Source organism: Treponema sp. OMZ 840 (assembly GCF_050937815.1).
Taxonomy (GTDB): Bacteria; Spirochaetota; Spirochaetia; order Treponematales; family Treponemataceae; genus Treponema_C.
On the sequence record NZ_JACDIJ010000004.1, the window covers coordinates 90788 to 113620 of the forward strand.

The 22833-nt window shown below is 41.2% G+C and carries 26 protein-coding genes; 7 read left to right on the plus strand and 19 right to left on the minus strand.

The window, feature by feature from the left end; genetic code table 11:
- Positions 1–61 precede the first annotated feature (61 nt).
- From H0R92_RS07580 to murQ, 12 genes are all read right to left on the minus strand, one after another.
- Positions 62–736 carry a hypothetical protein gene (locus tag H0R92_RS07580; RefSeq protein WP_432962734.1) on the minus strand — a complete coding sequence of 225 codons (675 nt, stop codon included), beginning with the start codon at positions 734–736 and terminating at the stop codon, positions 62–64.
- A gap of 337 nt (positions 737–1073) precedes the next feature.
- Positions 1074–1334 carry a Txe/YoeB family addiction module toxin gene (locus tag H0R92_RS07585; RefSeq protein ID WP_432962736.1) on the minus strand — a complete coding sequence of 87 codons (261 nt, stop codon included), beginning with the start codon at positions 1332–1334 and terminating at the stop codon, positions 1074–1076.
- On the minus strand, positions 1334–1579 hold the full coding sequence (locus H0R92_RS07590; RefSeq protein WP_432962738.1) for a type II toxin-antitoxin system Phd/YefM family antitoxin: 246 nt from the start codon (positions 1577–1579) through the stop codon (positions 1334–1336). Before H0R92_RS07590 ends, H0R92_RS07585 begins: the two co-directional genes overlap by 1 nt.
- A gap of 316 nt (positions 1580–1895) precedes the next feature.
- Entirely contained in the window at positions 1896–2513 is a 618-nt protein-coding gene (locus tag H0R92_RS07595) for an SAP domain-containing protein (RefSeq protein WP_432962740.1), read from the minus strand.
- 3 nt (positions 2514–2516) lie between these two features.
- Complete coding sequence (locus tag H0R92_RS07600) at positions 2517–2795, minus strand: DUF3781 domain-containing protein (RefSeq protein ID WP_432962742.1); 279 nt, start codon at positions 2793–2795, stop codon at positions 2517–2519.
- Positions 2796–2837: 42 nt separating this feature from the next.
- Positions 2838–3176, minus strand: a complete 339-nt coding sequence (locus H0R92_RS07605; RefSeq protein WP_432962744.1) for a type II toxin-antitoxin system PemK/MazF family toxin — start codon at positions 3174–3176, stop codon at positions 2838–2840.
- A complete protein-coding gene (locus H0R92_RS07610; RefSeq protein ID WP_432962746.1) occupies positions 3170–3403 on the minus strand; it encodes an AbrB/MazE/SpoVT family DNA-binding domain-containing protein in 234 nt (77 codons plus the stop codon). The genes H0R92_RS07605 and H0R92_RS07610 overlap by 7 nt, the downstream gene beginning before the upstream one ends.
- A 261-nt stretch (positions 3404–3664) precedes the next feature.
- On the minus strand, positions 3665–4453 hold the full coding sequence (locus H0R92_RS07615) for an ABC transporter ATP-binding protein (RefSeq protein WP_432962748.1): 789 nt from the start codon (positions 4451–4453) through the stop codon (positions 3665–3667).
- Complete coding sequence (locus H0R92_RS07620) at positions 4447–5367, minus strand: ABC transporter permease (protein WP_432962750.1); 921 nt, start codon at positions 5365–5367, stop codon at positions 4447–4449. Before H0R92_RS07620 ends, H0R92_RS07615 begins: the two co-directional genes overlap by 7 nt.
- Positions 5368–6345, minus strand: a complete 978-nt coding sequence (locus H0R92_RS07625) for an ABC transporter substrate binding protein (RefSeq protein ID WP_432962752.1) — start codon at positions 6343–6345, stop codon at positions 5368–5370.
- Between the two features lie 166 nt (positions 6346–6511).
- Positions 6512–7429 (minus strand): N-acetylglucosamine kinase, encoded by a 918-nt coding sequence (locus H0R92_RS07630; protein WP_432962754.1) that lies wholly within the window; start codon positions 7427–7429, stop codon positions 6512–6514.
- Between the two features lie 8 nt (positions 7430–7437).
- Positions 7438–8349, minus strand: a complete 912-nt coding sequence (gene murQ, locus H0R92_RS07635) for an N-acetylmuramic acid 6-phosphate etherase (protein ID WP_432962756.1) — start codon at positions 8347–8349, stop codon at positions 7438–7440.
- A 182-nt stretch (positions 8350–8531) separates the two neighbouring features.
- Between murQ and H0R92_RS07640 the strand changes: the two genes are divergently transcribed.
- The 6 genes from H0R92_RS07640 (at position 8532) to H0R92_RS07665 (ending at position 14462) form a co-directional block, all read left to right on the plus strand.
- Positions 8532–9392 (plus strand): MurR/RpiR family transcriptional regulator, encoded by an 861-nt coding sequence (locus tag H0R92_RS07640; protein ID WP_432962758.1) that lies wholly within the window; start codon positions 8532–8534, stop codon positions 9390–9392.
- Between the two features lie 12 nt (positions 9393–9404).
- Positions 9405–10223 carry an alpha/beta hydrolase gene (locus H0R92_RS07645; protein ID WP_432962760.1) on the plus strand — a complete coding sequence of 273 codons (819 nt, stop codon included), beginning with the start codon at positions 9405–9407 and terminating at the stop codon, positions 10221–10223.
- A 76-nt stretch (positions 10224–10299) separates the two neighbouring features.
- Positions 10300–11574 carry an ABC transporter substrate-binding protein gene (locus H0R92_RS07650; RefSeq protein ID WP_432962762.1) on the plus strand — a complete coding sequence of 425 codons (1275 nt, stop codon included), beginning with the start codon at positions 10300–10302 and terminating at the stop codon, positions 11572–11574.
- 207 nt (positions 11575–11781) lie between these two features.
- Positions 11782–12696 (plus strand): carbohydrate ABC transporter permease, encoded by a 915-nt coding sequence (locus H0R92_RS07655; protein WP_432962764.1) that lies wholly within the window; start codon positions 11782–11784, stop codon positions 12694–12696.
- The gene (locus tag H0R92_RS07660) at positions 12693–13547 is read left to right on the plus strand and encodes a carbohydrate ABC transporter permease (protein WP_432962766.1); all 855 of its coding nucleotides are present in this window, start codon (positions 12693–12695) and stop codon (positions 13545–13547) included. The genes H0R92_RS07655 and H0R92_RS07660 overlap by 4 nt, the downstream gene beginning before the upstream one ends.
- Positions 13548–13586: 39 nt before the next feature.
- Complete coding sequence (locus H0R92_RS07665; protein ID WP_432962768.1) at positions 13587–14462, plus strand: DUF368 domain-containing protein; 876 nt, start codon at positions 13587–13589, stop codon at positions 14460–14462.
- Positions 14463–14485: 23 nt separating this feature from the next.
- On the opposite strand, the gene H0R92_RS07670 is transcribed toward H0R92_RS07665, so the two are convergent.
- On the minus strand, positions 14486–15481 hold the full coding sequence (locus tag H0R92_RS07670; RefSeq protein WP_432962770.1) for a M28 family peptidase: 996 nt from the start codon (positions 15479–15481) through the stop codon (positions 14486–14488).
- Positions 15482–15583: 102 nt separating this feature from the next.
- A complete protein-coding gene (locus H0R92_RS07675) occupies positions 15584–15889 on the minus strand; it encodes an RNA recognition motif domain-containing protein (RefSeq protein WP_432962772.1) in 306 nt (101 codons plus the stop codon).
- 318 nt (positions 15890–16207) lie between these two features.
- Here H0R92_RS07675 and H0R92_RS07680 point away from each other — a divergent pair, with 318 nt between their 5' ends.
- On the plus strand, positions 16208–17227 hold the full coding sequence (locus tag H0R92_RS07680; protein WP_432962774.1) for an Hsp33 family molecular chaperone HslO: 1020 nt from the start codon (positions 16208–16210) through the stop codon (positions 17225–17227).
- A gap of 17 nt (positions 17228–17244) precedes the next feature.
- On the opposite strand, the gene H0R92_RS07685 is transcribed toward H0R92_RS07680, so the two are convergent.
- The 5 genes from H0R92_RS07685 to H0R92_RS07705 form a co-directional block, all read right to left on the minus strand.
- Entirely contained in the window at positions 17245–18159 is a 915-nt protein-coding gene (locus H0R92_RS07685; protein WP_432962776.1) for a sugar phosphate isomerase/epimerase family protein, read from the minus strand.
- Between the two features lie 43 nt (positions 18160–18202).
- Complete coding sequence (locus H0R92_RS07690) at positions 18203–19246, minus strand: Gfo/Idh/MocA family protein (RefSeq protein ID WP_432962778.1); 1044 nt, start codon at positions 19244–19246, stop codon at positions 18203–18205.
- A 31-nt stretch (positions 19247–19277) separates the two neighbouring features.
- Positions 19278–20246, minus strand: coding sequence for an ABC transporter permease (locus H0R92_RS07695; protein WP_432962780.1), 969 nt, complete (start codon positions 20244–20246; stop codon positions 19278–19280).
- A 9-nt stretch (positions 20247–20255) separates the two neighbouring features.
- Positions 20256–21743 (minus strand): sugar ABC transporter ATP-binding protein, encoded by a 1488-nt coding sequence (locus H0R92_RS07700; RefSeq protein WP_432962782.1) that lies wholly within the window; start codon positions 21741–21743, stop codon positions 20256–20258.
- 65 nt (positions 21744–21808) lie between these two features.
- Positions 21809–22819, minus strand: a complete 1011-nt coding sequence (locus H0R92_RS07705; RefSeq protein ID WP_432962784.1) for a sugar ABC transporter substrate-binding protein — start codon at positions 22817–22819, stop codon at positions 21809–21811.
- Between the last annotated feature and the right edge of the window lie 14 nt (positions 22820–22833).

The following is a 22833-nucleotide window of genomic DNA, read 5'->3' on the forward strand; positions in this document are numbered from 1 at the left end:
GCATTTGCGGCTACTCCGCAATGTCAGGTTGAAGCGGGTGTTATACGCAATTACATCATCTTTAATAATCAATCTCCGTTATAGCATTCCCCTGCTCAACGGACTTTATGAATATTATCTTCTGACGTTTAGCATCTATATAAAATCTTACTGTTTCTTTTTCATTATATCCATAGATACGTTGTAAATTATTTCCATTCTTATCACATAACCAAAATTCAATTTGTTTTGTTGAAATATTTTTTGTCTTTATAACTATATTACTTGAAATTTTTTCACCGGTTATATTGCTATTATTCTTAACCCAATGAGGCACTGAATTTTCATTACCATATGCATGACTTGAATGAAATACCTTTCTATTTTCTTTTTTATCTATTTTTTCTTCAAACAAGACTAAATTCACCGTATAGGTGGTATTATCAGAAAATATATATTTATTCTTTTTTTTAGAAATATCATTTACCTGCACATTACAGACTACTTCAACGCCATCAGTATTTGAGCGGCTAACAGAATAATACGCTATATTCGTTTCAGAGTCTACAATTATAAAACCTGAACTACTGTAATCACCCATAAAGAACTTGGCATAATCACCTTTAAAGAATTTACTGTAATCGCCTTTAAAAAATCTACCGTAATCGTCCGTAAAGAATATACCATAATCATATGCAAATAATTTAAAAGATAATAAAATAATGCCAAAAACCATCATAATCTTTTTATTTTTCATTTCTTCCCTCCTAAGCGGCTCCATGAGAGCCGTCCGTATAACATTCCTTCGACCCTTCCTCATTATATTACTAAAAACGGCAATTTGCAATCTAAACTGCCTCAAAACAAAACAGCAAACCTCTCTACCATAATACATAATAGGGCGAACAACAGCAGGCAGATTAGGCCTATCTTCATTTCTTGAATTGTGCCGATATAATAAGCGGCTTATCCGCAATGTCGGCGTTGAAGCGGGTGTTAGACGTTTCTTCTTATCATAGATGGCTTCTGTTTTTCATCAAACATCTATAATTTATGTCTATTACTATTAAATTGAAAAGATTTATTTAAAATAATTAATTTTCGTAATGCCCCGTACAAGCAAAAATTACTAGGTTTCCGTTTGAATCAAGATTATAAACGAGTCTATTCTCATCATTGATTCTTCTACTACAAGCTTTAATATGTTTAAGCGGTTCAGGTTTACCTAAACCCGATAATATTCCATCTCTTGATATACTTTTTATCAATTCATTTATTTTTTTTACAATAGTCTTATCTTTCGATTGCCATTCTATATATTGCGACCATGCGGTGTTAGTCCAAGTAATATTCATTAGTCAAAATCCTCTAAGGATTTGACAATTATATTTCCGGATTTTGCTTCTTCCATTGAACGATCAAGCATACTGAGATAGTCTGCATTTCGTTTCGCTTTTTGAAGGAGGTTATATTCATTCTCGGAAATCATTACAACATTTTTATTTTTGGGACGAGAGATAATAAGTGTTTCGCCATCAAAAACTTTGTCACAAAAGACGTTGAAATTATCACGAATATCCATAGTATTTACTGCAGTCATAATATACCTCCTATAATAAAACAGTATTTTTCGTATTTAATATAACATATATTTCATGCAAAATCAAATTTCATTGAAAAATACTAATTATACCATAGTTACTTGAGTTTTTCTTGGTTTAATAAGTACTAGAGATTGTTCAGTTTATAACTTTTTATAAGCTTCAGTGAAATTGGATTTACCATTATCATCAAATTATACATTGAAAATAGATGAAAATCGCATACCGCCCACAACCAGCCCGCAGGGCTGTGCGTCTAACATTCGCTTAACCTGCAAACCGGCTCAGTCCCGTTTGTCGGCGTTGAAGCGGGTGCTACGTTTTATATTGCTCTATCTTATGGGCAAATTGTGTCAGTAATTCTTTTGTAAATACTTTTTCTTTTGTTGAATTACGCACTTCATTCCACAATATTGAGGCGACTTTCAGTTTATTTTTAAATTCGATGCTTGCTTTATCTTCGCAAAAATCTTTTACAAATTTATTCCATTGCAAACACGACTTGTCATATTTTACATATACTTTTTTGCCGTAATAAACTTCAAGCATGTCGGCGAGCGTAAAAGCAATATCATTGTTTTCTTTTACTTTTTTCGCGGTTGCTGCCATATCCGCATTGAATTTAAAATTCCGCACCCCCGTCTGCTCTGCAAAAAAAGTTCTGAACCTCCGATTAAAACAAAATCCGCATTCTATTAAACCTGTTTTTAAAGTCAATTCACCGTCTTCTTTTTTAGTTTTGCGGGCAGCCTTCTCTTTCCGAATTATATTACCCTTAAAATATTCCTCGATATTATAATTTAACTCTAACTTGGTTCCCGCATAGTCTATATCTAAGCTCTTACATATCCGTTTCAATTCTTCCCGGTACCAATAATATTGAGCAAAATCCTGATATGATTTTATTTGATTAAAGTCGGGACGTTCCTTCATAATTTATTTGACCTTATGGGCTGTAATTATTGTATCAGTGTAGGAATTTATCGTGATTTTAATTCCGTCAATCTCACAATACAGGTTTTTTCCCTGCTTATAGATACTGCATTTCTTATCCGATATTTTTTTCTTACAAAACTCAACGACATCAACGGCACCCAACTTTAAGTTTTTCCTTATTCTGTCTATTCCCATTTCCGTCGTATGAATTGTTTCACTGTTCTGCAAAAGTATCTGTTTGTTTTCCACAATAATTACTTCTTCATATTTTTTTTCCAAAGTCGGCAATAATTCGCAAAACACGACTGTAGCGGCAGGATTTTATTCAATCATCAATTTTATATTTTCGATAACGGAATCGATTTCTTCCGGGAAGGCTTTTTCTATAAAACTGCAATTACGATGCCGCCGATCAAGATTTTTTACTTGGTCGCTTAGAATGCAGCCCCGTATCGAATGTTTTTGAAGAACAATTTCAAAAGGATCCCCTTTTATATGACTTGTTATCGGACAAAAAAGAGCAAGTCCTGTTTTCAGATTATATTTTTTTTGAGAAATGCACACAGCGGGGCGAAAACCTTTTTGCTCATGTCCTGCTTGCGGACTGAACTCCAGCCAAACCAAATCACCTTTTTCGGGAATAGAGCCGGAGTTCACCATGCTTCATTTCCTGCTGCATTATCTATTTCAATTTCCGCATGCAGATTTTCATCGGTTATCATAACCAGCATATCATCGAGTGATTTCTTTTGCGGGAGAATTATCATTTTTCCTTTTTCCGCAATAACTTCTACCTTGCTTCCGTTTTTTACCGCATTATCTTTTGCCCACAAAGAAGGGATTCGTATACCGAGACTGTTTCCCCATTTTTGAACCACAGCTTCCATAAGCAACTCCGCAAGTTCAAGTATATACACCATATATACTGTCAAGAATTAACGCCCCCCCGACGCGGAACATCGTAACAAGGGTATTAAAGCCCCCGCACGAATAAAAATAAAATCGCAAAGAGCTACCAAAATAGGGATATTTATAAATCCCCTATAAACACCGGTTAATACCAACCCAAATCAAAATCAATCATGTGTTCCGGAATATAGTATTTGGGGCCGCCGCGCTCCGCCGAAGCATAGCCGCCGAAAATCCAATCATCCCAACAGCATGCGGTCGTTTAGGGTTCCGTCGGCGCCTTCGAACTTTTTAAGAAGGTCGGCAACTTGGATATTCTTTTTTTCTTCTCCGCTTACGTCGTAGATAATGCGCCCTTCATGCATCATAATGAGGCGGTTGCCGTAGCGGATGGCGTTTTTCATATTGTGGGTTACCATAAAAGCGGTAAGTCCGTCGCGGTTGATAATTTCTTCGGTAAGGTCCAAAACCTTTTGGGCGGTTTTGGGGTCGAGGGCGGCGGTATGTTCGTCCAAAAGCAAAAGCTTCGGCTTTTCCAATGTCGCCATAAGAAGGGTTAAAGCTTGGCGCTGGCCGCCGGATAAAAGGCCGACCTTTGCACTCATGCGTTTTTCAAGTCCCAAATCCAAAAGGGCAAGTTTTTCGCGGTAGAGGCTTCGCTCGGCTTGGGTGATGCCCCAGCGAAGACCGCGCCTTTTTCCCCTGCGGTATGCAAGGGCAAGGTTTTCTTCTATCTGCATAGTGGCGGCCGTTCCGCGCATGGGGTCTTGAAATACGCGGCCGAAAAAAGCGGCTCTTTCGTGCTCTTTTAAAGCGCTTATATCAAGACCGTCCAAAACAATACGGCCCGAATCGGCGGTATAGACGCCCGCAATCAAATTTAAAAGGGTGGATTTTCCCGCCCCGTTTCCGCCGATAACGGTTACAAAGTCGCCGGGCGCCAAATCGAGGCTGATGCCGTGCAGGGCTTTTTTTTCGGTTATGGTTCCCGCATTAAAGGTTTTCGATACGTTTTGTAAGCTCAGCATAAAGTACCGCCTTTTTGCTGCATTTTAAACTGTTTTTTTTGCATATAGTTCGCTTTGACCACGGGAATCGCAAGGGAAAGCGCGACAAGGCAGGCGGTTAAAAGTTTTAAGTCGGTTGACTTCATACCCAGCTGAAGCACCAAGGCGATGATGATACGGTAGGTAATCGAGCCGAGAACGACGCCTGCAAGGGTGTACCAAAAGGCTATGCGGTGGCCGAATATAACTTCTCCTATAATAATGGAAGCAAGGCCGATAACGATTGCCCCTACCCCCATACCGACGTCGGCATAGCCTTGACTTTGGGCGACAAGGGCGCCGGAAAGAGCGGTTAAGCCGTTCGAAAGGGCAAGGCCGATAAGCTTCATGTTTTCGGTATTCACGCCCTGAGCGCGTATCATGTGCTCGTTTGTACCGGTCGCGCGGATTGCAGAGCCCAGTTCGGTACCGAAAAACCAATACAAAAGCGCGATGATGGCAGCGGAAAAAACAATGCCGCTTATCAGGGAACTGAGGGTTTTGCCCGCCCCCGTAAGGTCTGCGACACGGCTCATAAGCGTTGTAACGCCGAGAAGCGGTATATTGGCCTTGCCCATAATGCGGATATTTACCGAGTACAGGGCAATCATCGTTAAAATACCGGCCAAAATTCCCGGAATTTTAAGTTTTGTGTGCAGTAAGGCGGTTACGGCGCCCGCAAAAGAACCGGCGATAAAGGCCGCTGCAAGCGAAACGAGGGGATCCGCATTATGGGAAACCAACACAGCCCCTACCGCACCGCCGAGGGCAAAGCTTCCGTCAACGGTTAAGTCGGGGAAGTCGAGAACTTTAAAAGTGATAAAAACGCCCAAAGCCATAATGCCCCACAGAATTCCCTGCGAGGCGGCTCCTTGTACTGCGAGTAAGAATCCCATTTATAAATCCGAGGGAATCGTAATACCGATGGCTTCGGCCATATCCTTGTTTACGGTTAAATCGAAGGATTGTACATATTCAATCGGCATTTCGGCAGGCTTTTTGCCGTCGCGTAAAATCAGCACCGCCTGCTTGCCGGTCAATTTACCCAATTCGTAATAGTTGATGCCGTAGGTTGCAAGACCGCCTTTCATCACCGGGCCTTCTTCGCCGCAAATAACCGGCAGTTTCGCTTCGCGGGCAATCATTCCGACTGTGGTAATGCCTGCTGCAATCATATTGTCGGTGGGAACGTAAATCGCGTCGACCTTGCCGACAAGGTTTTGTACAACTTGCTGAATTTCATTTGAGTTTGAAACGGTCGCATCAACATAGGAAAGACCGATTTCACCGCAGGCTTTTTTTGCGATTGCAACCTGAAAGGCCGAATTTTGCTCGCTGGAATTATACAAAAGGGCGATTTTTTTTGCACCGGGAACAATTTTCTTTAAAAGCTTGATTTGCGCTTCAACGGGGGTTAAATCGGAAGTACCGCTTACATTGGTTCCCGGCATCGCATTCGATTTTACGAGTTTTGCCGATTCGGGATCGGTTACCGCCGTTACGAGGATGGGAATCGTATCGGTTAAGTTGGCGGCGGCTTGAGCGGCCGGAGTTGCAATGGCTAAAATAAGGTCGCAGCGGTCGTTTACAAACTTTTGCGCGATGGTTTGGCAGTTTGCCTGTTCGCCCTGAGCGTTTTGATAATCGATGGAGATATTCGTTCCGTCAACGTAGCCGGCTTCGGCTAAAGAGTCGACAAAGCCCTTATACGAAGCATCGAGGGCGTCGTGTTCGACAAGCTGCAAAATGCCGATTTTAAACGATTTTTTTTTCGGTTCGGCCTTTGTGCAGCCTAAAATCGACATCGTCACAAAACACAGTACCGCAAAAAGCAATACCGTTTTTCCGAAAATACTTTTACCGGGTAAGTTCATTGTAATCTCTCCTTTTATCAGTATGGAATATCCGATTTTATATGCACATCTGCAACACCGAACGGCACTTCCTCTTACACAGCATTTACACCGGACGGAAAAAAATCGATTCCTTTTAATATTTTTCTACTATATATAAAAAAACAATGCCTAGTCAAGTATAGTATTATGCAAGATGACTGCGCGCTAAAATACAAGCGCCGGTTGCCGGATCGTATAAGCGCTCCTGGACAGTAATTTGAGGAAGGGCCGATCTTATACGCTCGGCGGTTCGGCGAGAAAAATCGGCTTCATGCTCAAAAATCCCGCCCGAAAAAACCAAATCCGTTTTTTCGGTTTCAAAAATCTGTATATACGCGCTTTTTACCAAATCGGTTAAATCGATAAGGGCTTGCTCTAAGATTGCAACCGCCGCCCCGTCGCCGTCGCCGGCCGATTGAAATACAAGGGGTGCAAAAGAGGCTATACGGGCTTTGTCGAAATTCGTATATAAAAAGGAAAAGAGGTCCCGCACATCGGAAACTTTATAATGTTCGAACATGTGTTCGGTTAATACCGTTTTTTGAGCCCGCCTTTCATAGGCGCACACGGCAGAACGTATACCGTCCAAACCGATACGAAAGCCTGAACCTTCATCGCCGATAAGGTGCCCCAAACCGCCGGCTCTCGCGGTTTTTCCGTCGGCTCGTAAAGCGGCGGCGATGGAACCCGTTCCGCTTATTAAAATAAGACCTTCAGCTTTACCTGTGCCGCCGGCAAGGGCGGCAAGGGCGTCGTTACATAAATACACGGGGCAGGATATGCCGTTATCTTTAAAAAACTGTTTAAACAGTGCCTTTTCTTTTTCGACGCTTAAACCGGCCGAAGCAAAGCATCCTTCGGTAAAATCTGATACACAAATGCCCTGCTTTTCTTTTAATATGTCAAAGAGGGAAAGAATATGAACGCATGCTTGTTCGAAGCCCACAGCATACATATTTGTAGAAAAACCGCTTACCGTACAAATAACCTTACCGGTATCGTCGCTTACGGCTAACCGCGATTTTGTACCGCCGCCGTCAATACCGAAAAACAGTTTTTTCATATATCCGTTTATTCCTTTGTTTCGGTTTTATAAGCATCCAAAGCCAAATTAATGTTGCCCCTGCCCTTTTCCAATAAATGTTCCGCTTTTTCTTTATCCACATCCAAAGAAGCCATAATAATTGCAGTACGAATTTTATGTCCCGAATCTTCAAATGCCTTTGCCGCTTTTTCTTCACCGCAGCCCGTTATTTCATTTATCAAACGTTTTGAACGCTCTACCAATTTTGCATTGACGGGCATTAAATCAATCATAAAATTATTATACACTTTGCCCAATTTTATCATTGCCGTCGTCGTAATCATATTAAGCGCCATTTTCTGGGCAGTACCCGACTTCATACGAGTGGAACCGGTGACTATTTCCGGGCCTACAGGCAAAAAAATGGCAAAATCGGCGAGATTAAATGTAGAAGAGTCTTTATTACAGCTTATCGCTCCGACGGGGCTGCCCAAAGAACGCGCATACTCCATAGCTCCCAGTACATAGGGAGCCGAACCTGAAGCGGTAATACCGACAAGCATATCGGAACGGGAAAAACCGGCTTCTTTAAGCTGATCGATACCGTGATTTTTATCGTCTTCGGCACCTTCAACCGATTTGCGTAAAGCCGTATCGCCGCCTGCTATAAGCCCCTGCACCATATCCGGAGATACGCCGTATGTCGGAGGACATTCGGAAGCATCCAAAACCCCCAATCTGCCGGAAGTTCCCGCCCCCAAATAAAAAAGCCGGCCGCCCTTTTTAAAAACGTCGACCAAACAATCAATCAAATCGGCTAATTGCGGAATTGAACTTTCAACTACCGATGCGATTTTTTTATCTTCATTATTAATAATACTTAAAATTTCTTTTGTACTCTTTGTGTCGATTTGATACGAAGCGGGATTGCGCTGTTCGGTTGCGGGGATTGCCGTCATAAAAACTCCAATATCGAAAATTGTAACGTTAAGGCATATGCGCCTTGTTACCTACCAGTATACCTCAATACGAATATTTTGTGTATAGAAATTAAAAAAAAATTTCACATTTTTTTGAAAATAAATGAAAAAAAAATACATTTTTCCTTGACAAAACCGCACGAATGATTGACAATAATCGTATGACAAGCATTTCGTATTTGCTAAAAGCATCTTTTCCCGATTGCTCCCCAAGCGAACAGCAAGCCGCACGGTTTATACTTGAACATCCGGCAGAGGCGATGCGCTGTAATGTTTCCGAATTGGCAGAGCAAGCTCAGGTAAGTACGGCTGCGGTAATCCGATTGTGTAAAAGAATTCATATAGACGGTTTTAATACATTAAGACTTATGCTTGCCAAAGACGTGTATTCGCCGGAAACGGCAAACGAATTTTTACCCGATTTTAATTTCGAAAGCGATTCTCCGATGGAAACAATCGCTTCCGCCTTAATACAAACGGCAACAAACAATTTCAATAACGTCGGAAAATTGTTGAATGAAAAAACTTTGTTCGACACGGTAGCCCTTATATTAAACGCCCGTTCGATTCAAATAGGCGGCATAGGAGCTTCGGCCGTGGCGGCAATGGATTTATACCAAAAACTTACAAGGCTGGGAATGTTTGCGGTTTTTAATCAGGAAACGCATATGCAGCTCACTGCAGCGGCAACCCTTTCGCCCAAAGATGTATTTTTTGCTTTTTCTTATTCGGGCGAAACAAACGATATTCTTTTACCGGTGCAAATGGCGAAAGAACGGGGGGTAAAGGTTATTGCGGTAACGCGCGTCGGAGAAAACAGTTTATCCAAACTGGCCGATTTTGTCTTTGCCATACCCGATACGGAATCATTATCGAGGCACGGCGCTACAATTTCAAGGATGAATCAATTATTGATTATAGATATTTTATATACGGCGTTAATTACGCGGGCAATGGAACAAAGCATTGAAAACATCGCGCGTACTCGTAAAGCGGTGTCCGCTTCATTGGGCAGACATTAATTCGGAGGAAGTATGGCAGTTGTTTATGCGGAATTTTTTTCACATTCTCTTATGCGCAGCGTGCCCTTTTGCGCCGTAATTCCGGCCGAAAATCCCGCACCGACTGCGGAAGGGGTTAAAGCCGAAAAAAATACGCAAACCGATTTTAAAACCCTGTATTTGCTCCACGGTTTATACGGTTCCAATACCGATTGGCTTACAAAATCCGACATCCGCCGCTTATCGTCTGAAAAAAACCTTGCCGTTATCATGCCTGCAGCGGAAAATCATTTTTATATGGACGGTTCCCTTCCCGGCGAACAATACGGCCGCTTTATCGGAGAAGAATTGCCGGAAATAGCATGTAACATGTTTTGCCTTTCAAAACGAAAGGAAGACACCTTTATTGCAGGATTGTCGATGGGTGGAGCGGGTGCAATACGAACGGCATGCCTGTATCCGCACAGGTTTTCGGCGGCCGCAGGTTTATCGTCCGCATTTTTAAACCGCAGCCACATAAGCGAATCGCATCCGGTTTTTACACCGCAATGGGCCGACCGTATTTTCGGCGGTATCGAAAACATGGAACAAGAATATAAAAATGCGGTAAAAAAGCTTATCGCGTCCGTACACAAAAACAACCGGCCTACGTTTTACCTTTCGTGCGGAACGGAAGATTTTTTACTTGAGGCAAACCGCGATTTTCACCGGTTTTGTACCGACCGGAACATAGAGCATGTTTATGAAGAAAAAAGCGGAGGCCACGATTGGCAATTTTGGAACGGTGAAATAAAAAAAGTTATCGACCGTTTTATTGCCGAAAAAACACCGGCGCATAACGGCGCCGTATAATGCAAAATTTACAATCCGGTAAATACGGAATTGTAAAATATAGGATGTATGTTTTTCTGTATTAGGAGGAAAAAGTATGAAAAACAAATTGTTTACAATCTTTTTGATTTGTTTTATTCTGGTACCGCTTGCATTGACGGCAAAGGGTTCCGGCGATCAAAGCGGAAGTTCCGGTGAAAAGGTAACATTGGAATTTTGGACATGGCGCACCGAAGACGTAGCATTTTACGACAAAGTAATCGATGCTTTTCAAAAAAAACACCCGAACATCACTGTAAAGCAAACCGCCATAAAAAATACCGAATACAACACGATTCTTACCGCTTCGTTACAGGGCGGCGGCGGCCCCGATGTTTTTATGGGAAGAGCTTACGGCGCTTTACAAGCACTTGCAGGCAGCGGATATTTACTCCCGCTTGACAATGAAGTTCCCAATCTCAAAAATTATTCGGAACCCGCAAAACAGGGTGCACGCAGCATTACCGACGGTAAAATGTACGGACTGCCCGCATTGAGCCAAGCGATTTTTTGCTACTACAACAAAGATATTTACAAAAAACTCGGCTTAAAAGTTCCTACAACATGGGCGGAATTTATTTCCAACCTCGAAACGTGCAAAAAAAGCGGTATCGTTCCGCTCGCAAACGGTTCGAAAGACGGATGGACGGTTGAAACCCTTTTGGGCGGCGTCGGCCCCAACTTTTACGGTGCAAACGACTTTTTTGATGCCGTTGTAGCCGGAAAAACCACCTTTGAAGATCCGCGCTTTGTGGAAGCCGTTAAAAAAATCGGCGAACTGCGCCCCTACATGCCCGAACTCTACGCGGGAGTAGGTTATACCGATATCCAAGGTTCGTTTATAAACGAAATGTCCGCACACATGATCGGCGGTTCGTATGAAGCGGGTACCTTCAGATCACAAAATCCTTCATTGGATTTTGACGTATTCCCCGTTCCGGGAATCAAAGCCGGCACACAGTACATCACCTTTTATGCCGATATGAACTGGGCCGTAAATGCCGCGACAAAAAATAAAGAAGCCGCATTAACGTTCTTAAAGTTCCTCGGTTCGACTGAAGTGGGAAATATGCTTATCTCCGATTTGAAAATGGTCAGTTCGGTTCCCGGTGTCGATACAAAATTGGATCCCTTTGTCGGAAAGGTTATCACACTTTTGAAAAACAGCACCAGTTATATCTTCCTTGTTCCCTTCCGCTATGAGCAGCCTACAGGTTCGGCTTTATGGCAGGCAGCCGGACAAGGGTATTTGGCCGGAACATTGACGGCGGAACAAGCTTGTAAAAACGTGCAAACCGGTATTGCATCGTATTACAAACCGTTCCAAAAGTAAAATTGCCGTCCGTATACCGGTAAGTTTTACGGACGGATAGTTGCGAGGGGCTGGTCAAAAAGTGATATTTTCGGACAGCCCCCGTACTGTCAACTTTGTGAAATTCAGCCTTTATCCGAACAAAAACGGAAAAAGGCTCGATTTTCATTTAATACAAATAAAGGAAAAAGTATACAAGGCTTTAAACCTCACATACTTGACATTGTTATGATAACAAAAAAAACAAGAAAATTTTTGTGGATTTCGCTTTTTGTAACGCCGGCATTGTCTATCGTTATGATATTTATTTTATTGCCGCTTTTTATGAGCTTGTTTAACAGCTTTTTTGAATGGAATCAACTTTTACGCGGCAAATTTATCGCATTCGGAAATTTTAAAAAATTATTTTCAACCTTTCCTTATAATGTGCGTTTTTTTAATGCATTAAAACATAACGGAATTTGGTTTTGCTGTACCATGCTTATTCAAAACAGTTTGGGCTTGTTGTTCGGTTATGCGCTCAGCCGTCGCATTGCCGCTCACGGTTTTTTCAAACGGGTGTTTTTTATTCCCGTACTTTTTTCCATCGTCGCAGTCGGCTTTTTATGGGGAGTGTATTTAAAAAGCGACGGTTTGGTAAACAGTTTTCTAAACCTTTTGGATTTATCTTCATGGCGCAGAGCATGGCTCGGAGACGAAAAAACGGCAACTTTTGCCATAATCGCAACGAATATTTGGCGCTGGGTAGGCTTCCCTTCTCTCGTTTTTCTTGCGGCTATAGATGCGGTTGATCAAAGCTGCCTTGAAGCCGCCTACCTCGACGGCGTAACCGAAAGAGGTTTATTTTGGAAAATTATTTTTCCGCTTATTATACCTTCGGTAACCGTTATTGTCGTATTGACCGTCATCGGAAGTTTAAATGTTTTCGAGCAAATATATACAATGACCGATTTGGGCGGCGGACCGAATTACAGCACCGATACCATCGGTACGCTTTTTTACCGCACAGCCTTCGGTTCGGTAGATACGGGAAACCCTGAAATCGGTATCGGAAGCAGTATTGCCGTTATTATTTACATACTGACCTTTTGTATCTCGCTCGTATCCGTTGCGGTCGGAAAAAATAAGGAGACTCAAATATGAACACGGATTTCCGATTTTCAAATGCACGCCTTTTAAAGCGCATCGGCATCATATGCATTTTAAGCCTTATGGTTATATACGTTATTTTAATCGTCTATCCCTTGTTTAATATGATTATTTCATCGCTTAAACCGACACGGGAAATCTTAAAACATCCGTTTGCGCTTCCGCAAAAGCCCGATTTTTCTTCATACAAAAAAGTATGGATAGATATGGGATTCAGCACCTTTTTTGTAAACAGCATTATCGTTACGGTTTCATCGATGTGTATGGTTTTACTTTTCGGTTCAATGGCTTCTTACGGTATAAGCCGCTATTCATTTAAAGGCAATACCTTGTTATATATGATTTTTTTAAGCGGTATTATGCTTCCGTTAAAGGCGGCGATTATTCCTTTGTTTATACTGATAAAAAAACTCGGCCTTATGGATAATTTTTTATCGGTAATTTTGATTTTTACGGCAATGGGCATTCCTTCGACAATATTTATTTTATCGGGATTTTTCAAAGCGATTCCCATGGACCTCGAATATGCCGCACGCATAGACGGATGTAACGATTTCAGTATTTACGCTAAAATTATGATGCCGGTAATAGCGCCGGGTATTGCCTTGGTTACGATTTACAATGCGGTTCCTATTTGGAACGACTTCTTTTTTCCGCTCGTTTTTTTGCACAGCAGAAAATTAAAAACACTGCCCGTAGGTTTAAGTACCTTTTTCGGTCAACACAGTACAAACTGGACGCTTTTGTTTACCGGCCTTACCGTTGCAATTTTACCCATGCTTATTATGTACCTTTTTATGAGTAAATACTTTATACGCGGTATGACCGCCGGAGCCGTAAAATAGTACAGACTTTTTTTTAAGTGTATGCTATAGTAGCGCATTATGGAAACACTTAAACTGGTTCTTATCGGCATTGCCCTCGGTATTGCAAATATTATTCCCGGCATATCGGGGGGCACTTTAGCGGTTGTTTTCGGCGTTTATGCTGCAATAATCGAATTGATTTGCCCGAATATAAAAAAAATTTTTTCAATGTGGAAGTTTTGGCTTCCCCTCGGCGTAGGTCTTGCTTCGGGCATTTTAATTTTCAGTAAACTTATAAACCGCTTTTTGCTGCTGTATCCTTCGGCGGCTTTGTGGTTTTTTACGGGTATTGTTTTGGGAAGCCTTCCCTTTATTGCATCTCAAACCTATTATAAAACGTGCAGCATACAAAGTGCACACGCTAAAACCGAAAATTCCGCACAAAAAATACCGACAGGGCGCATACTTTGTGTATGCGCAGCCTTTATTGCCGCCTTTTCCCTTATGATATATATGAAGTATGCAAAAAGCGGAGATTTTACATCCGAAGCACAAACGGCTGTAAATGCCGTCCTTTGGATAAAGCTGTGCCTATATACGGCTGTTGCCGCCGCCGCTATGATTGTACCAGGAATTTCCGGATCTTTTTTATTGGTTATTTTCGGCATGTATAATACCGTTATCCGCGCAATAGCGGATTTAAATATCGCCCTGCTTATTCCCGTTGCCATAGGAGCGGCGGCGGGACTTTTAGGAGGCGCAAGCCTTATACGGTTTTTATTAAAAAAATTTCCCGCGCAAACCTACGGTGCTATTTTCGGCTTAGTTGCAGGCTCCCTTATCGCATTGTATCCGGGAATCCCTGTAAAAAACGAAATGTTTTTTTCCGTTTTGCTTTTTATTGCCGGTACAATACTTTCGTATATGAGTTCGCGCGGGAAAAACGGTGCATAAAATATTTCCGATTGTATAATCGCTTACGCACAGTGACGGCTTAAGGCAAGCAAATTTAAAAATTTTTCCATTATTTTAAAAGCCTGCGCCGTTAAACTCGCTTCATCGTCGAATTGCGTATGCATCATGCGCCATGTACGCGGCAATTTTTCGCTTAACAGCAAAGCTTCGGCGGGGTCAATACCCGCTCGGCGCAAGCCGGCTGCGGAATTTATATCGTATAAAAAACCGGCGCCGTGAGCCGCTACGCCGCGGTTCATTACCGCACGTTCAAAATTTTTATCCCGCTGCAATTCGCGCATATAAACGGAAGCTTCGTCGGAAGGAAGTACGGTTAAGGCGACGGCGGGAATACCGCAGGCTAAAAAGCCGGCATTGTCGCCGTAAGGAACGGGAACGCTTATCCAATTCCCCGAAGACGCTTCTTTTGCCAATGCACAGGTATGCTCATATAAATTGTCAAAGCGTTTTACAAAGCCGGAAGACGCTTTACTGTTTTTTCCCGCAGTGGAAACGGCCAAAACATCGCCCCTTCCGCAGCCGTCAAGAACATACACTTCATCGTTTGTAATGCCCAGCTTTTTAAAAAGAGAAGCAAGGCCGAAAGCGCCCTGCACCGCGGCGGAAGACGAATCCTCCGAAACAAAGCCGCCGAGTTCTTCTCCGTCGGTAAAGATAAGCCTCATATTATGGGCGCCGCCTCCGGGAATTAATAAACCGTTTCTAAGGCGGCGGGCAAAGGCCAATACTTGAAAAACAGCGGCGGAGTTGTCGTTTGCGCCCGGTGTAATAAAAGAACCGTCTTCCCCCTGTGCCCTGTCGTAATGGACCAATACCGTTTTTACTTTAAACAGCGAATTATACGAAGCGGAAGGGAATTGTACGCATAAGTGTACGCAAGAGCCTATTGTAATCGGATAAAAATCAAGAGCCGATTTTCGAAGCGCTTCCTCCAAAAAAAGCCTGCGGTTACAATCGGGCAAAATAAAATCTTTAAACTCGGAAGGTAAAAAGGGCATAAAAGGAGTATAACAAAAAAAAGGACTTTGTGCCAACGGCGCAAAAGTCCTTATGCATTGATATTGCGCTTTATAAACGGCAGCGCAGCTAAAGATCAGATTTTAATAAGCCCCTTCGCTTTCGGAACGGTTATAAGATGCCCTCGCACGCGGATTACGCGGTCTGTCTTCCGCTTCGTTAACGCGGATTCGTCGTCCTTCAAATTCGGTACCGTTTAAAGCGCCGATAGCTTCCTTTGCCGCCGATTCTTCCGTCATTTCAACAAAGCCGAATCCCTTTGATTGTTCCGTATAGCGGTCTTTTATAATAACCGCCGATACCACTTCACCGTACTGCGAAAATGCATTTTTTAAAGAATCTTCCGTAGTAGCGTAATTCATGTTTCCGACATAAATTTTTTGAGCCATTCTCATTCCTCTCGGAGCCGTTATAAATTCAAGCGATTTTTAAAACAACTCCATTTGTTTACATACTGCCCCAAGACAGCAACAACCACGTTCGCTTGAGACTACCGTATGTAACCGGAAATAAAAAACTGAAACACTCATTACACAGACAACAAAAAAGCACAATGCTTAATTCAAAAATCCCCGCTAATTCGGAACAGCTATTCGGGCACAAATATAGTTTTTAAGAAAACGTATGTTATATATAAGCGTACTACGAGTTTTACCGCCTGTCAAGTAAGTATTGCCCTATTCACCCGATTTTGTTACTATTTAAGTATGATAAAAGCGGAAATTTATGATTCGGAATTACAAAAGCATATTGAAACTCTTGAAAAAGACGGTATGACGGTTTTTATAGCGGCGGACGGTTTGTTCCGCGGGGCGATTTTTCACGGTACGCGTTTTGTAAATCAAATGCGCGCTCAACATAAACTCGGCATATTGGAAACAATGATTTTGGGACAGGCAAGCCTTTGTGCCGCCCTTATGATTCAAACCATGAAGGGGCGCGAACACTTAAAATTCCGCTGCGACACAAACGGTCCGGCGGCGGGTTTTTCGGTGGAAGCCGATTCGACAGGTTATGTACGCGGTTTTTTGTTGCAAAATAATATTCCCGTCGACAAACCTTTGGAAAGCTGGGATCTTGCTCCCTTTTTCGGAGAAGGCACAATCAGCGTTACACGTTATCCCGAAGCACACGGCGGCAAAAGCGCTCAAGTACAAACGGGAGTCGTCGAAATAAAGCATCGAAATATTGCACAGGATTTAGCATGGTATTTTCATCAATCGGAACAAATTTCCACGGCATTTAATACAAGTATTCAGCTTGATAAACGCGGGCGTGTGGTCGGTGCGGGAGGTTTATTCGTACAGGCAATGCCGCTGCAAGGCGGAAAAAGCGCTTCGGCGCAAACGCAAAACGATTGCGCACATCCTCTTGAAAACGGCCTGTGTGAAAGCCGCATTCCTCATTTACGTGAAACGGAACGAGATGATTTAATACGGCGTATGGAAAACGCTTTTTCGGCCTGCCCTCCCTTGGGACAATGGTTTTCGGAAAAAGGAAACCGCGAAGATATTATCTACGGTTTGTTTCGCGAATTTATGCCGCAGGCGGTTTTGGAACGCGATATTATTTTCGACTGTCCCTGCTCAAAAGAGCGGTACATCCAATCGATACGCACATTACCGAAGTCCGAATTCGACGACATAAAACGGGGCAAAACCGACCCGATAGAGGTTGTCTGTCATAACTGTGCCAGCGTATATACAATTCAAGTGAGTGAGCTGTGATAACAGATACTTACAGTTTAAACAACAAATTGATCTATGTATTTTTTTGATTGTCTAAGGCTATTTAAAACAGCTTCTTGTGAATACTCAAATGCACGATCTTCGACTTCAATACATGCGGGGCCGTCATAGCCGATATCGGTAAGGGCGCTTATAAATTTACTCCAATTGACATCCCCTAAGCCGGGAATTTTCGGAGACATGTAAGAAAGCGGGTACGCAAGTATTCCATTTTCTTGTAGTTTATTTTTCAGTATTTTTATATCTTTAAAATGAATATGAAACAAGCGATCTTGAAATTCATAAATCGGCTGAATATAATCCATTTGCTGCCAAATAAAATGGCTTGGGTCAAAATTGATACCGAAATTTCTATCGGGAATTATTTTAAATATTTCACGCCATATTACAGGAGATGTAAAAATATTTTGCCCGCCCGGCCACTGCGTCCTGTCAAAAAGCATAGGGCAATTCTCAATTGCAATTTTTACCCCATGTTCGGCGGCAAATTTAATAATAGGCGGCCATACTTTCGAAAACATTTCAAGATTTTCTTCTATTGTTTTTTGAGGATCGCGTCCGATAAAAGTTGTAACCATATTGACCTTCAGCATTTGACTTGCCGTAATAACGCTATACAAATGATTAATGACGTTTTCTCTTTTTTGCAAATCAGGATCCATCGGATTTGGATAATAAGCCAAAGAAGAAATCGTTACGGATTTTTTCTTACAATAATCACAGATTGTATTTATTTTTTCTTTTGTCAAATTTTGAGTATCAATATGGCTCACTCCGGCATAACGCCGTTCCGCTTTTTCCTGAGGCCAACAAGCAATTTCAACACATGAAAAGCCCAAATCGTTTGCAATATCTAAAACTTCATAAAAATTCCAATCGGTAAGTATTGATGAAACAAAACCCAGTTTCATATTTTCCTCCATAGTGTTTTAATTTACGTATACTTATTAAGCATCAGTGATTTTCATCTATTTTTATTACTCTTCCTTTTTTAGAAGATTCAATGCTTGCAAAAACGGCACGCATACCGGCCAATACGGATACTCCGTCGATTTTACTTTCTTTATCCGCTGCAACAGAGCTGACAAACTCATCGATAATACCGCTTTTCGATTGTTCGGCATTCGTTTGGATTCTGTCAAGATTATATAAAATTTCATCACCGTTTTTCATGATAACCTTAAGCGAATAAGACGGATCATCGTAAATTTTCATTATTCCCTTACTTCCATAAATCACTGTCGAATTATCTTCTTGTCCATAGTACGTCCAACTTGCGGACATAGTACCTATAGCACCGCTTTTCATACGATAAATACAAATAGCATTATCATCCACATCTATAAGTTGTCCTTGTAAATTATTCTTATCTATGGTTGCCAGGCAACCAAAGGTTTCCACAATACGATCATCCAATAAATACTGTATTAAGTCGGTTTTATGTATTCCCAAATCTCCCATAGCGCCCATACCTGCTTTTTGTGAATTAAAAAACCATACATCTTTTCCCGGATCTATACTCCATGTTTCCGGACCGCCATGACCAAAAGTTGTTCTAAAAGTAATAGGTTTTCCGATTACGCCGTCCTTTATCAAACGGCGAGCTTTAAGATGTGCTTTAGTTAATCTTTGATTATGGCCTATCATCAATATCTTTTTATGCTTTTGTGCTTCAAAAACCATTGCATTACATTCATCCAAACTTACAGCCATAGGTTTTTCACATAAAACATGCTTACCGGCACGAAGCGCATCTATTGTAATTTGTGAGTGCGTATGATTTGCCGTACACACACTTACCGCAGCTATGTCCGGATCTGCAAGTAATTCACGGTATGTTTTGTATAATTTCCAATTATGTAAAGCGGCAAGGCTGTGCGCGCGTTTTTCATTCATATCGGTAATACCGATAATTCGAGCATTCTTGTTATCCAAATACTCAGGTATATGCCTCATTTGCGCAATCTTTCCGCAGCCGATAATTCCTATTTTTACCATAGTTATTACACTCCTTTTTCAGGTTGAAGGATTAATTGGTTTTATTTTTTGTTCTGAATGCACTGACGCCCAAAGATAAAATGATAATGGTTCCGGAGGCTATTTCTTGAAGATAGGGGTTTACTCCCAATATATTTAAAGCATTTGAGATCAATCCCATAAGCAAGACTCCAAAAAAACTTCCGATAACATTTCCTTTTCCGCCGTTAATGGAAACTCCTCCAATCACAACGGCTCCCATAGCTTGCAGTTCATAACCTTTACCGGTAGACGGTAGAGCTGCTCCGACACGAGAAAGCAATAACATGGAAGCGATACCGACAAAGAATCCGTTCATTGCAAAAAAAAGCAATTTATTCTTTATAATATCAATACCCGCAAGATACGCTGCTCGTTCATTAGCTCCGAGTGCGAACAATCTTCTGCCGATTTGCGTGTATGAAAGCATAATATGCACAAGAATATATCCGATTAAGCTGATAATAAAGAGCAACGGAATAAATCCAAACACTTTCGTAACACTTAATGCATCAAATTGGCCATAGACGGTACGGATAACTCCTTTAGTTATAAATAAAGCGATGCCGGTATAAATACTGGTTGTAGCAAGTGAAATTATAAAAGAAGGAGCTTTAAATATAATAGATAAAATACCGTTAAAGGTAGTACAGCATATGGAAAGCGCAATACCGATAAGAGAGGCGAATATAGGATTAATTCCGTTATTAATGCCGATTGCCATAACACAAGAAGTTAATCCTATTAATGCTCCGACAGAAATATCAAAATTTCCGGAAATTATTATAATAGTTGCACCTACGGAAACCAGTCCCAAAACGGAAATTTGTTCAAAAATATTCATGATATTATGCATACGAAAAAATTTAGGATTTATCGATGCAGTAATAACTGAAATTATCACAATAACAATACACAATAAAATCCACTGGGAATTTTCTATTCTTCTTTTTAACGAAACATATTTATTATTTAATTCCATACCCTACCCCTATGCACCTATATACGCTTTAAGCAAATTCTGTTCATCGAAATCTTGTGATTCAAAGGCTGCACACAATCGACCTTCTCTCATTACCGCAATTCTATCGCTTAAAGACATAAGCTCCGTCATATTTGAACTTACCATAATAATGATTTTTTTATTTTTTGCTAACATTTCCATAAGCTGATATATTTGTTCACGAGCGCCGATGTCTACACCCTTTGAAGGTTCGTCAAAAATATATATATCTCCGCTTTTAAGCAGCCAGCGGGAAATAACTGTTTTTTGTTGATTTCCGCCGCTCAATTTTCCTACTTCCTGCTGCTGTCCGAAGACTTTTATCTGAAGTTCATCTATACATTTTTGAACGTCTTTTTTTTCTTGATTTAAATTAAAAAAAACAGCATTGTCATTATTTTTTATCAATGCAATATTTTCTTTTATGGAACGGATTAAAAACAATCCTTCATGTTTTCTATCTTCGGAAATAAAACAAATTCCTTTTTCAATTGCGTCTTTAGGACTGTTGGGAGTAATATTTTTTCCCGATAATATCATTTCTCCCGCTGTTCGCTTGCCCGCACCGAATAATAACCGTACAAATTCCGTTCTACCGGCGCCTACCATTCCCCCAATACCGAGTATTTCACCATGGGACAGCTTTAATGATATATCTTTTACTAGGTTTCCGTCAGAAAAATAATTAATATGCAACGCATTATCGTTAGTGTTATAATAACCGCGTCGCGTATAGCGTTCAGCCGTATCTCTTCCGACCATATTGCGGATTAAGATATCCGTTGTTATATCCGCGATCTTCTCGGTACCCACATGATGCCCGTCTTTTAATATAACAACGCGGTCACCGACAGTAAATATTTCATCAAGATAATGGGAAATGTAAATAATACTTTTCCCTTCAGTCTTCAGCTTATGAATTAGTTCGATTAATGCCTTAGTTTCTTCTTCACCGAGCGATGCAGTCGGTTCATCGAGAATCAGAATTTCAGCGTTACGGTGCAATGCTTTTGCAATTTGTAAATTTTGTTTTTGGCCGGGTGACAACGAAGAAACTTCCGCATCCGGCGGTATCGCTATGTTCAAGGTTTTTAAGAACTCTTTTGTTTGCTTTTCCTGTCTTCGTTTATCGATAAGTACACCGTATTTTTTAAATTCGGAATTAAGAAAAATATTGTCAGCAACGGTTAAAGTTTCAACTAAATCAACATCTTGGTAGATAGTAGCAATTCCCGATTTGATAGCTTGGAAAGGATGCATACGCGAATACTTTTTTTCTTGCAAAATAATGTGTCCGCTATCCGGATATTCGGCTCCCGATAAAATTTTAATAAGCGTCGATTTTCCCGCTCCGTTTTCTCCTGCCAAACAAACAACTTCACCTCTATGTACGGTCAAACTGACATCGAACAATACTTGTATGCCAGAAAAAGATTTATTGATATTTTGTAATTCTAAAATGGGTTTCACTTTCATCTCTCAATACGCCGCCCCATCCGACAGAAAACGGACGGGACGTTTACTTTGTCAGGTTCAAACAGCTATTGTAAATTGGGGAAATATTTTTTATTCAAATCCCAATACACATCATTTACTACCCAAGGTACAACTTTAGACGGATCATCTATATTGCTGCTGTCAACAGGCATAATCGGTAACATAATCTTTTGGTTTACAGCCTTATTTTTGCCGTCTACATATTGTTTTAAGACGAGGTATGATACGAGTCCTTCCCAGCCCGGAGAAGAAGAAATGGTATATGCAAGTGTTCCGTTTTTAATAAGAGGTAAACCTGCCGGCGAACCGTTTTGAGCAATAACAGTATACTTATTCAACTGTCCGCTGCTTTGCAAAGTACGGATAACAGCGGCAGCCATATCTTCATTCATTACAAAAATAATGGAAAAGTCTTTACCGGAAGCTACAAGGTCTTGTGCGACATTAGCTGCAGTACTCGGTGTATATCTTCCTTCCCGAATATCAATACACTTGTTTTTTCCAAGTTTTTTAGCTGTTTCGGTTATCGCTTTATTAATCATTTGGCATGGAACCGATTCAAAATTTCCGGTGATAATAACAAAATCTTCTCCCGGATGCTCTTTTGCCATCCACTGTGCATAATTTTCACCCATGGCAATCCAATCAAAATCGATAGCCGCAACGACATCCGCTTTTGCATCCAAAACGGTTGCACAGCTGTCCGTTGCCACAAGGGGGATTCCCGCTTTAGCACATTTTTCAGCGGCAATCTTTGCTCCGTTTTCATTGAAAGAGAAAATGCATAGAGCATCAACTCCTTGATTGATCATGGAATCAATATTGGCAACTTCTTTACTTACATCATAATCGGAATTAAGTACAACTACCTTATTTCCGTCTTTTTTTGCACCCATTTGATACCCTTCAACATTACGCTGATACCATGTATCGGGACCGGGTGTAATATATCCGTAAACCTTACCATCGGATTTTTTTTCCGATCCGCCGCCAGCAAAGCATAAACCGGTAAATAAAACCGATATCATGCCAAGAAATAAAAATAATTTTTTCATTTCCACACTCCTTA

Coding starts and splice junctions, on each gene's coding strand:
- H0R92_RS07580 (WP_432962734.1), bottom strand. CDS start 736: ATGAAAAATAAAAAGATTATGATGGTTTTTGGCATTATTTTATTATCT.
- H0R92_RS07585 (WP_432962736.1), bottom strand. CDS start 1,334: ATGAATATTACTTGGACTAACACCGCATGGTCGCAATATATAGAATGG.
- H0R92_RS07590 (WP_432962738.1), bottom strand. CDS start 1,579: ATGACTGCAGTAAATACTATGGATATTCGTGATAATTTCAACGTCTTT.
- H0R92_RS07595 (WP_432962740.1), bottom strand. CDS start 2,513: ATGAAGGAACGTCCCGACTTTAATCAAATAAAATCATATCAGGATTTT.
- H0R92_RS07605 (WP_432962744.1), bottom strand. CDS start 3,176: ATGGTGAACTCCGGCTCTATTCCCGAAAAAGGTGATTTGGTTTGGCTG.
- H0R92_RS07610 (WP_432962746.1), bottom strand. CDS start 3,403: ATGGAAGCTGTGGTTCAAAAATGGGGAAACAGTCTCGGTATACGAATC.
- H0R92_RS07615 (WP_432962748.1), bottom strand. CDS start 4,453: ATGCTGAGCTTACAAAACGTATCGAAAACCTTTAATGCGGGAACCATA.
- H0R92_RS07620 (WP_432962750.1), bottom strand. CDS start 5,367: ATGGGATTCTTACTCGCAGTACAAGGAGCCGCCTCGCAGGGAATTCTG.
- H0R92_RS07625 (WP_432962752.1), bottom strand. CDS start 6,345: ATGAACTTACCCGGTAAAAGTATTTTCGGAAAAACGGTATTGCTTTTT.
- H0R92_RS07630 (WP_432962754.1), bottom strand. CDS start 7,429: ATGAAAAAACTGTTTTTCGGTATTGACGGCGGCGGTACAAAATCGCGG.
- murQ (WP_432962756.1), bottom strand. CDS start 8,349: ATGACGGCAATCCCCGCAACCGAACAGCGCAATCCCGCTTCGTATCAA.
- H0R92_RS07640 (WP_432962758.1), top strand. CDS start 8,532: ATGACAAGCATTTCGTATTTGCTAAAAGCATCTTTTCCCGATTGCTCC.
- H0R92_RS07645 (WP_432962760.1), top strand. CDS start 9,405: ATGGCAGTTGTTTATGCGGAATTTTTTTCACATTCTCTTATGCGCAGC.
- H0R92_RS07650 (WP_432962762.1), top strand. CDS start 10,300: ATGAAAAACAAATTGTTTACAATCTTTTTGATTTGTTTTATTCTGGTA.
- H0R92_RS07655 (WP_432962764.1), top strand. CDS start 11,782: ATGATAACAAAAAAAACAAGAAAATTTTTGTGGATTTCGCTTTTTGTA.
- H0R92_RS07660 (WP_432962766.1), top strand. CDS start 12,693: ATGAACACGGATTTCCGATTTTCAAATGCACGCCTTTTAAAGCGCATC.
- H0R92_RS07665 (WP_432962768.1), top strand. CDS start 13,587: ATGGAAACACTTAAACTGGTTCTTATCGGCATTGCCCTCGGTATTGCA.
- H0R92_RS07670 (WP_432962770.1), bottom strand. CDS start 15,481: ATGCCCTTTTTACCTTCCGAGTTTAAAGATTTTATTTTGCCCGATTGT.
- H0R92_RS07675 (WP_432962772.1), bottom strand. CDS start 15,889: ATGGCTCAAAAAATTTATGTCGGAAACATGAATTACGCTACTACGGAA.
- H0R92_RS07680 (WP_432962774.1), top strand. CDS start 16,208: ATGATAAAAGCGGAAATTTATGATTCGGAATTACAAAAGCATATTGAA.
- H0R92_RS07685 (WP_432962776.1), bottom strand. CDS start 18,159: ATGAAACTGGGTTTTGTTTCATCAATACTTACCGATTGGAATTTTTAT.
- H0R92_RS07690 (WP_432962778.1), bottom strand. CDS start 19,246: ATGGTAAAAATAGGAATTATCGGCTGCGGAAAGATTGCGCAAATGAGG.
- H0R92_RS07695 (WP_432962780.1), bottom strand. CDS start 20,246: ATGGAATTAAATAATAAATATGTTTCGTTAAAAAGAAGAATAGAAAAT.
- H0R92_RS07700 (WP_432962782.1), bottom strand. CDS start 21,743: ATGAAAGTGAAACCCATTTTAGAATTACAAAATATCAATAAATCTTTT.
- H0R92_RS07705 (WP_432962784.1), bottom strand. CDS start 22,819: ATGAAAAAATTATTTTTATTTCTTGGCATGATATCGGTTTTATTTACC.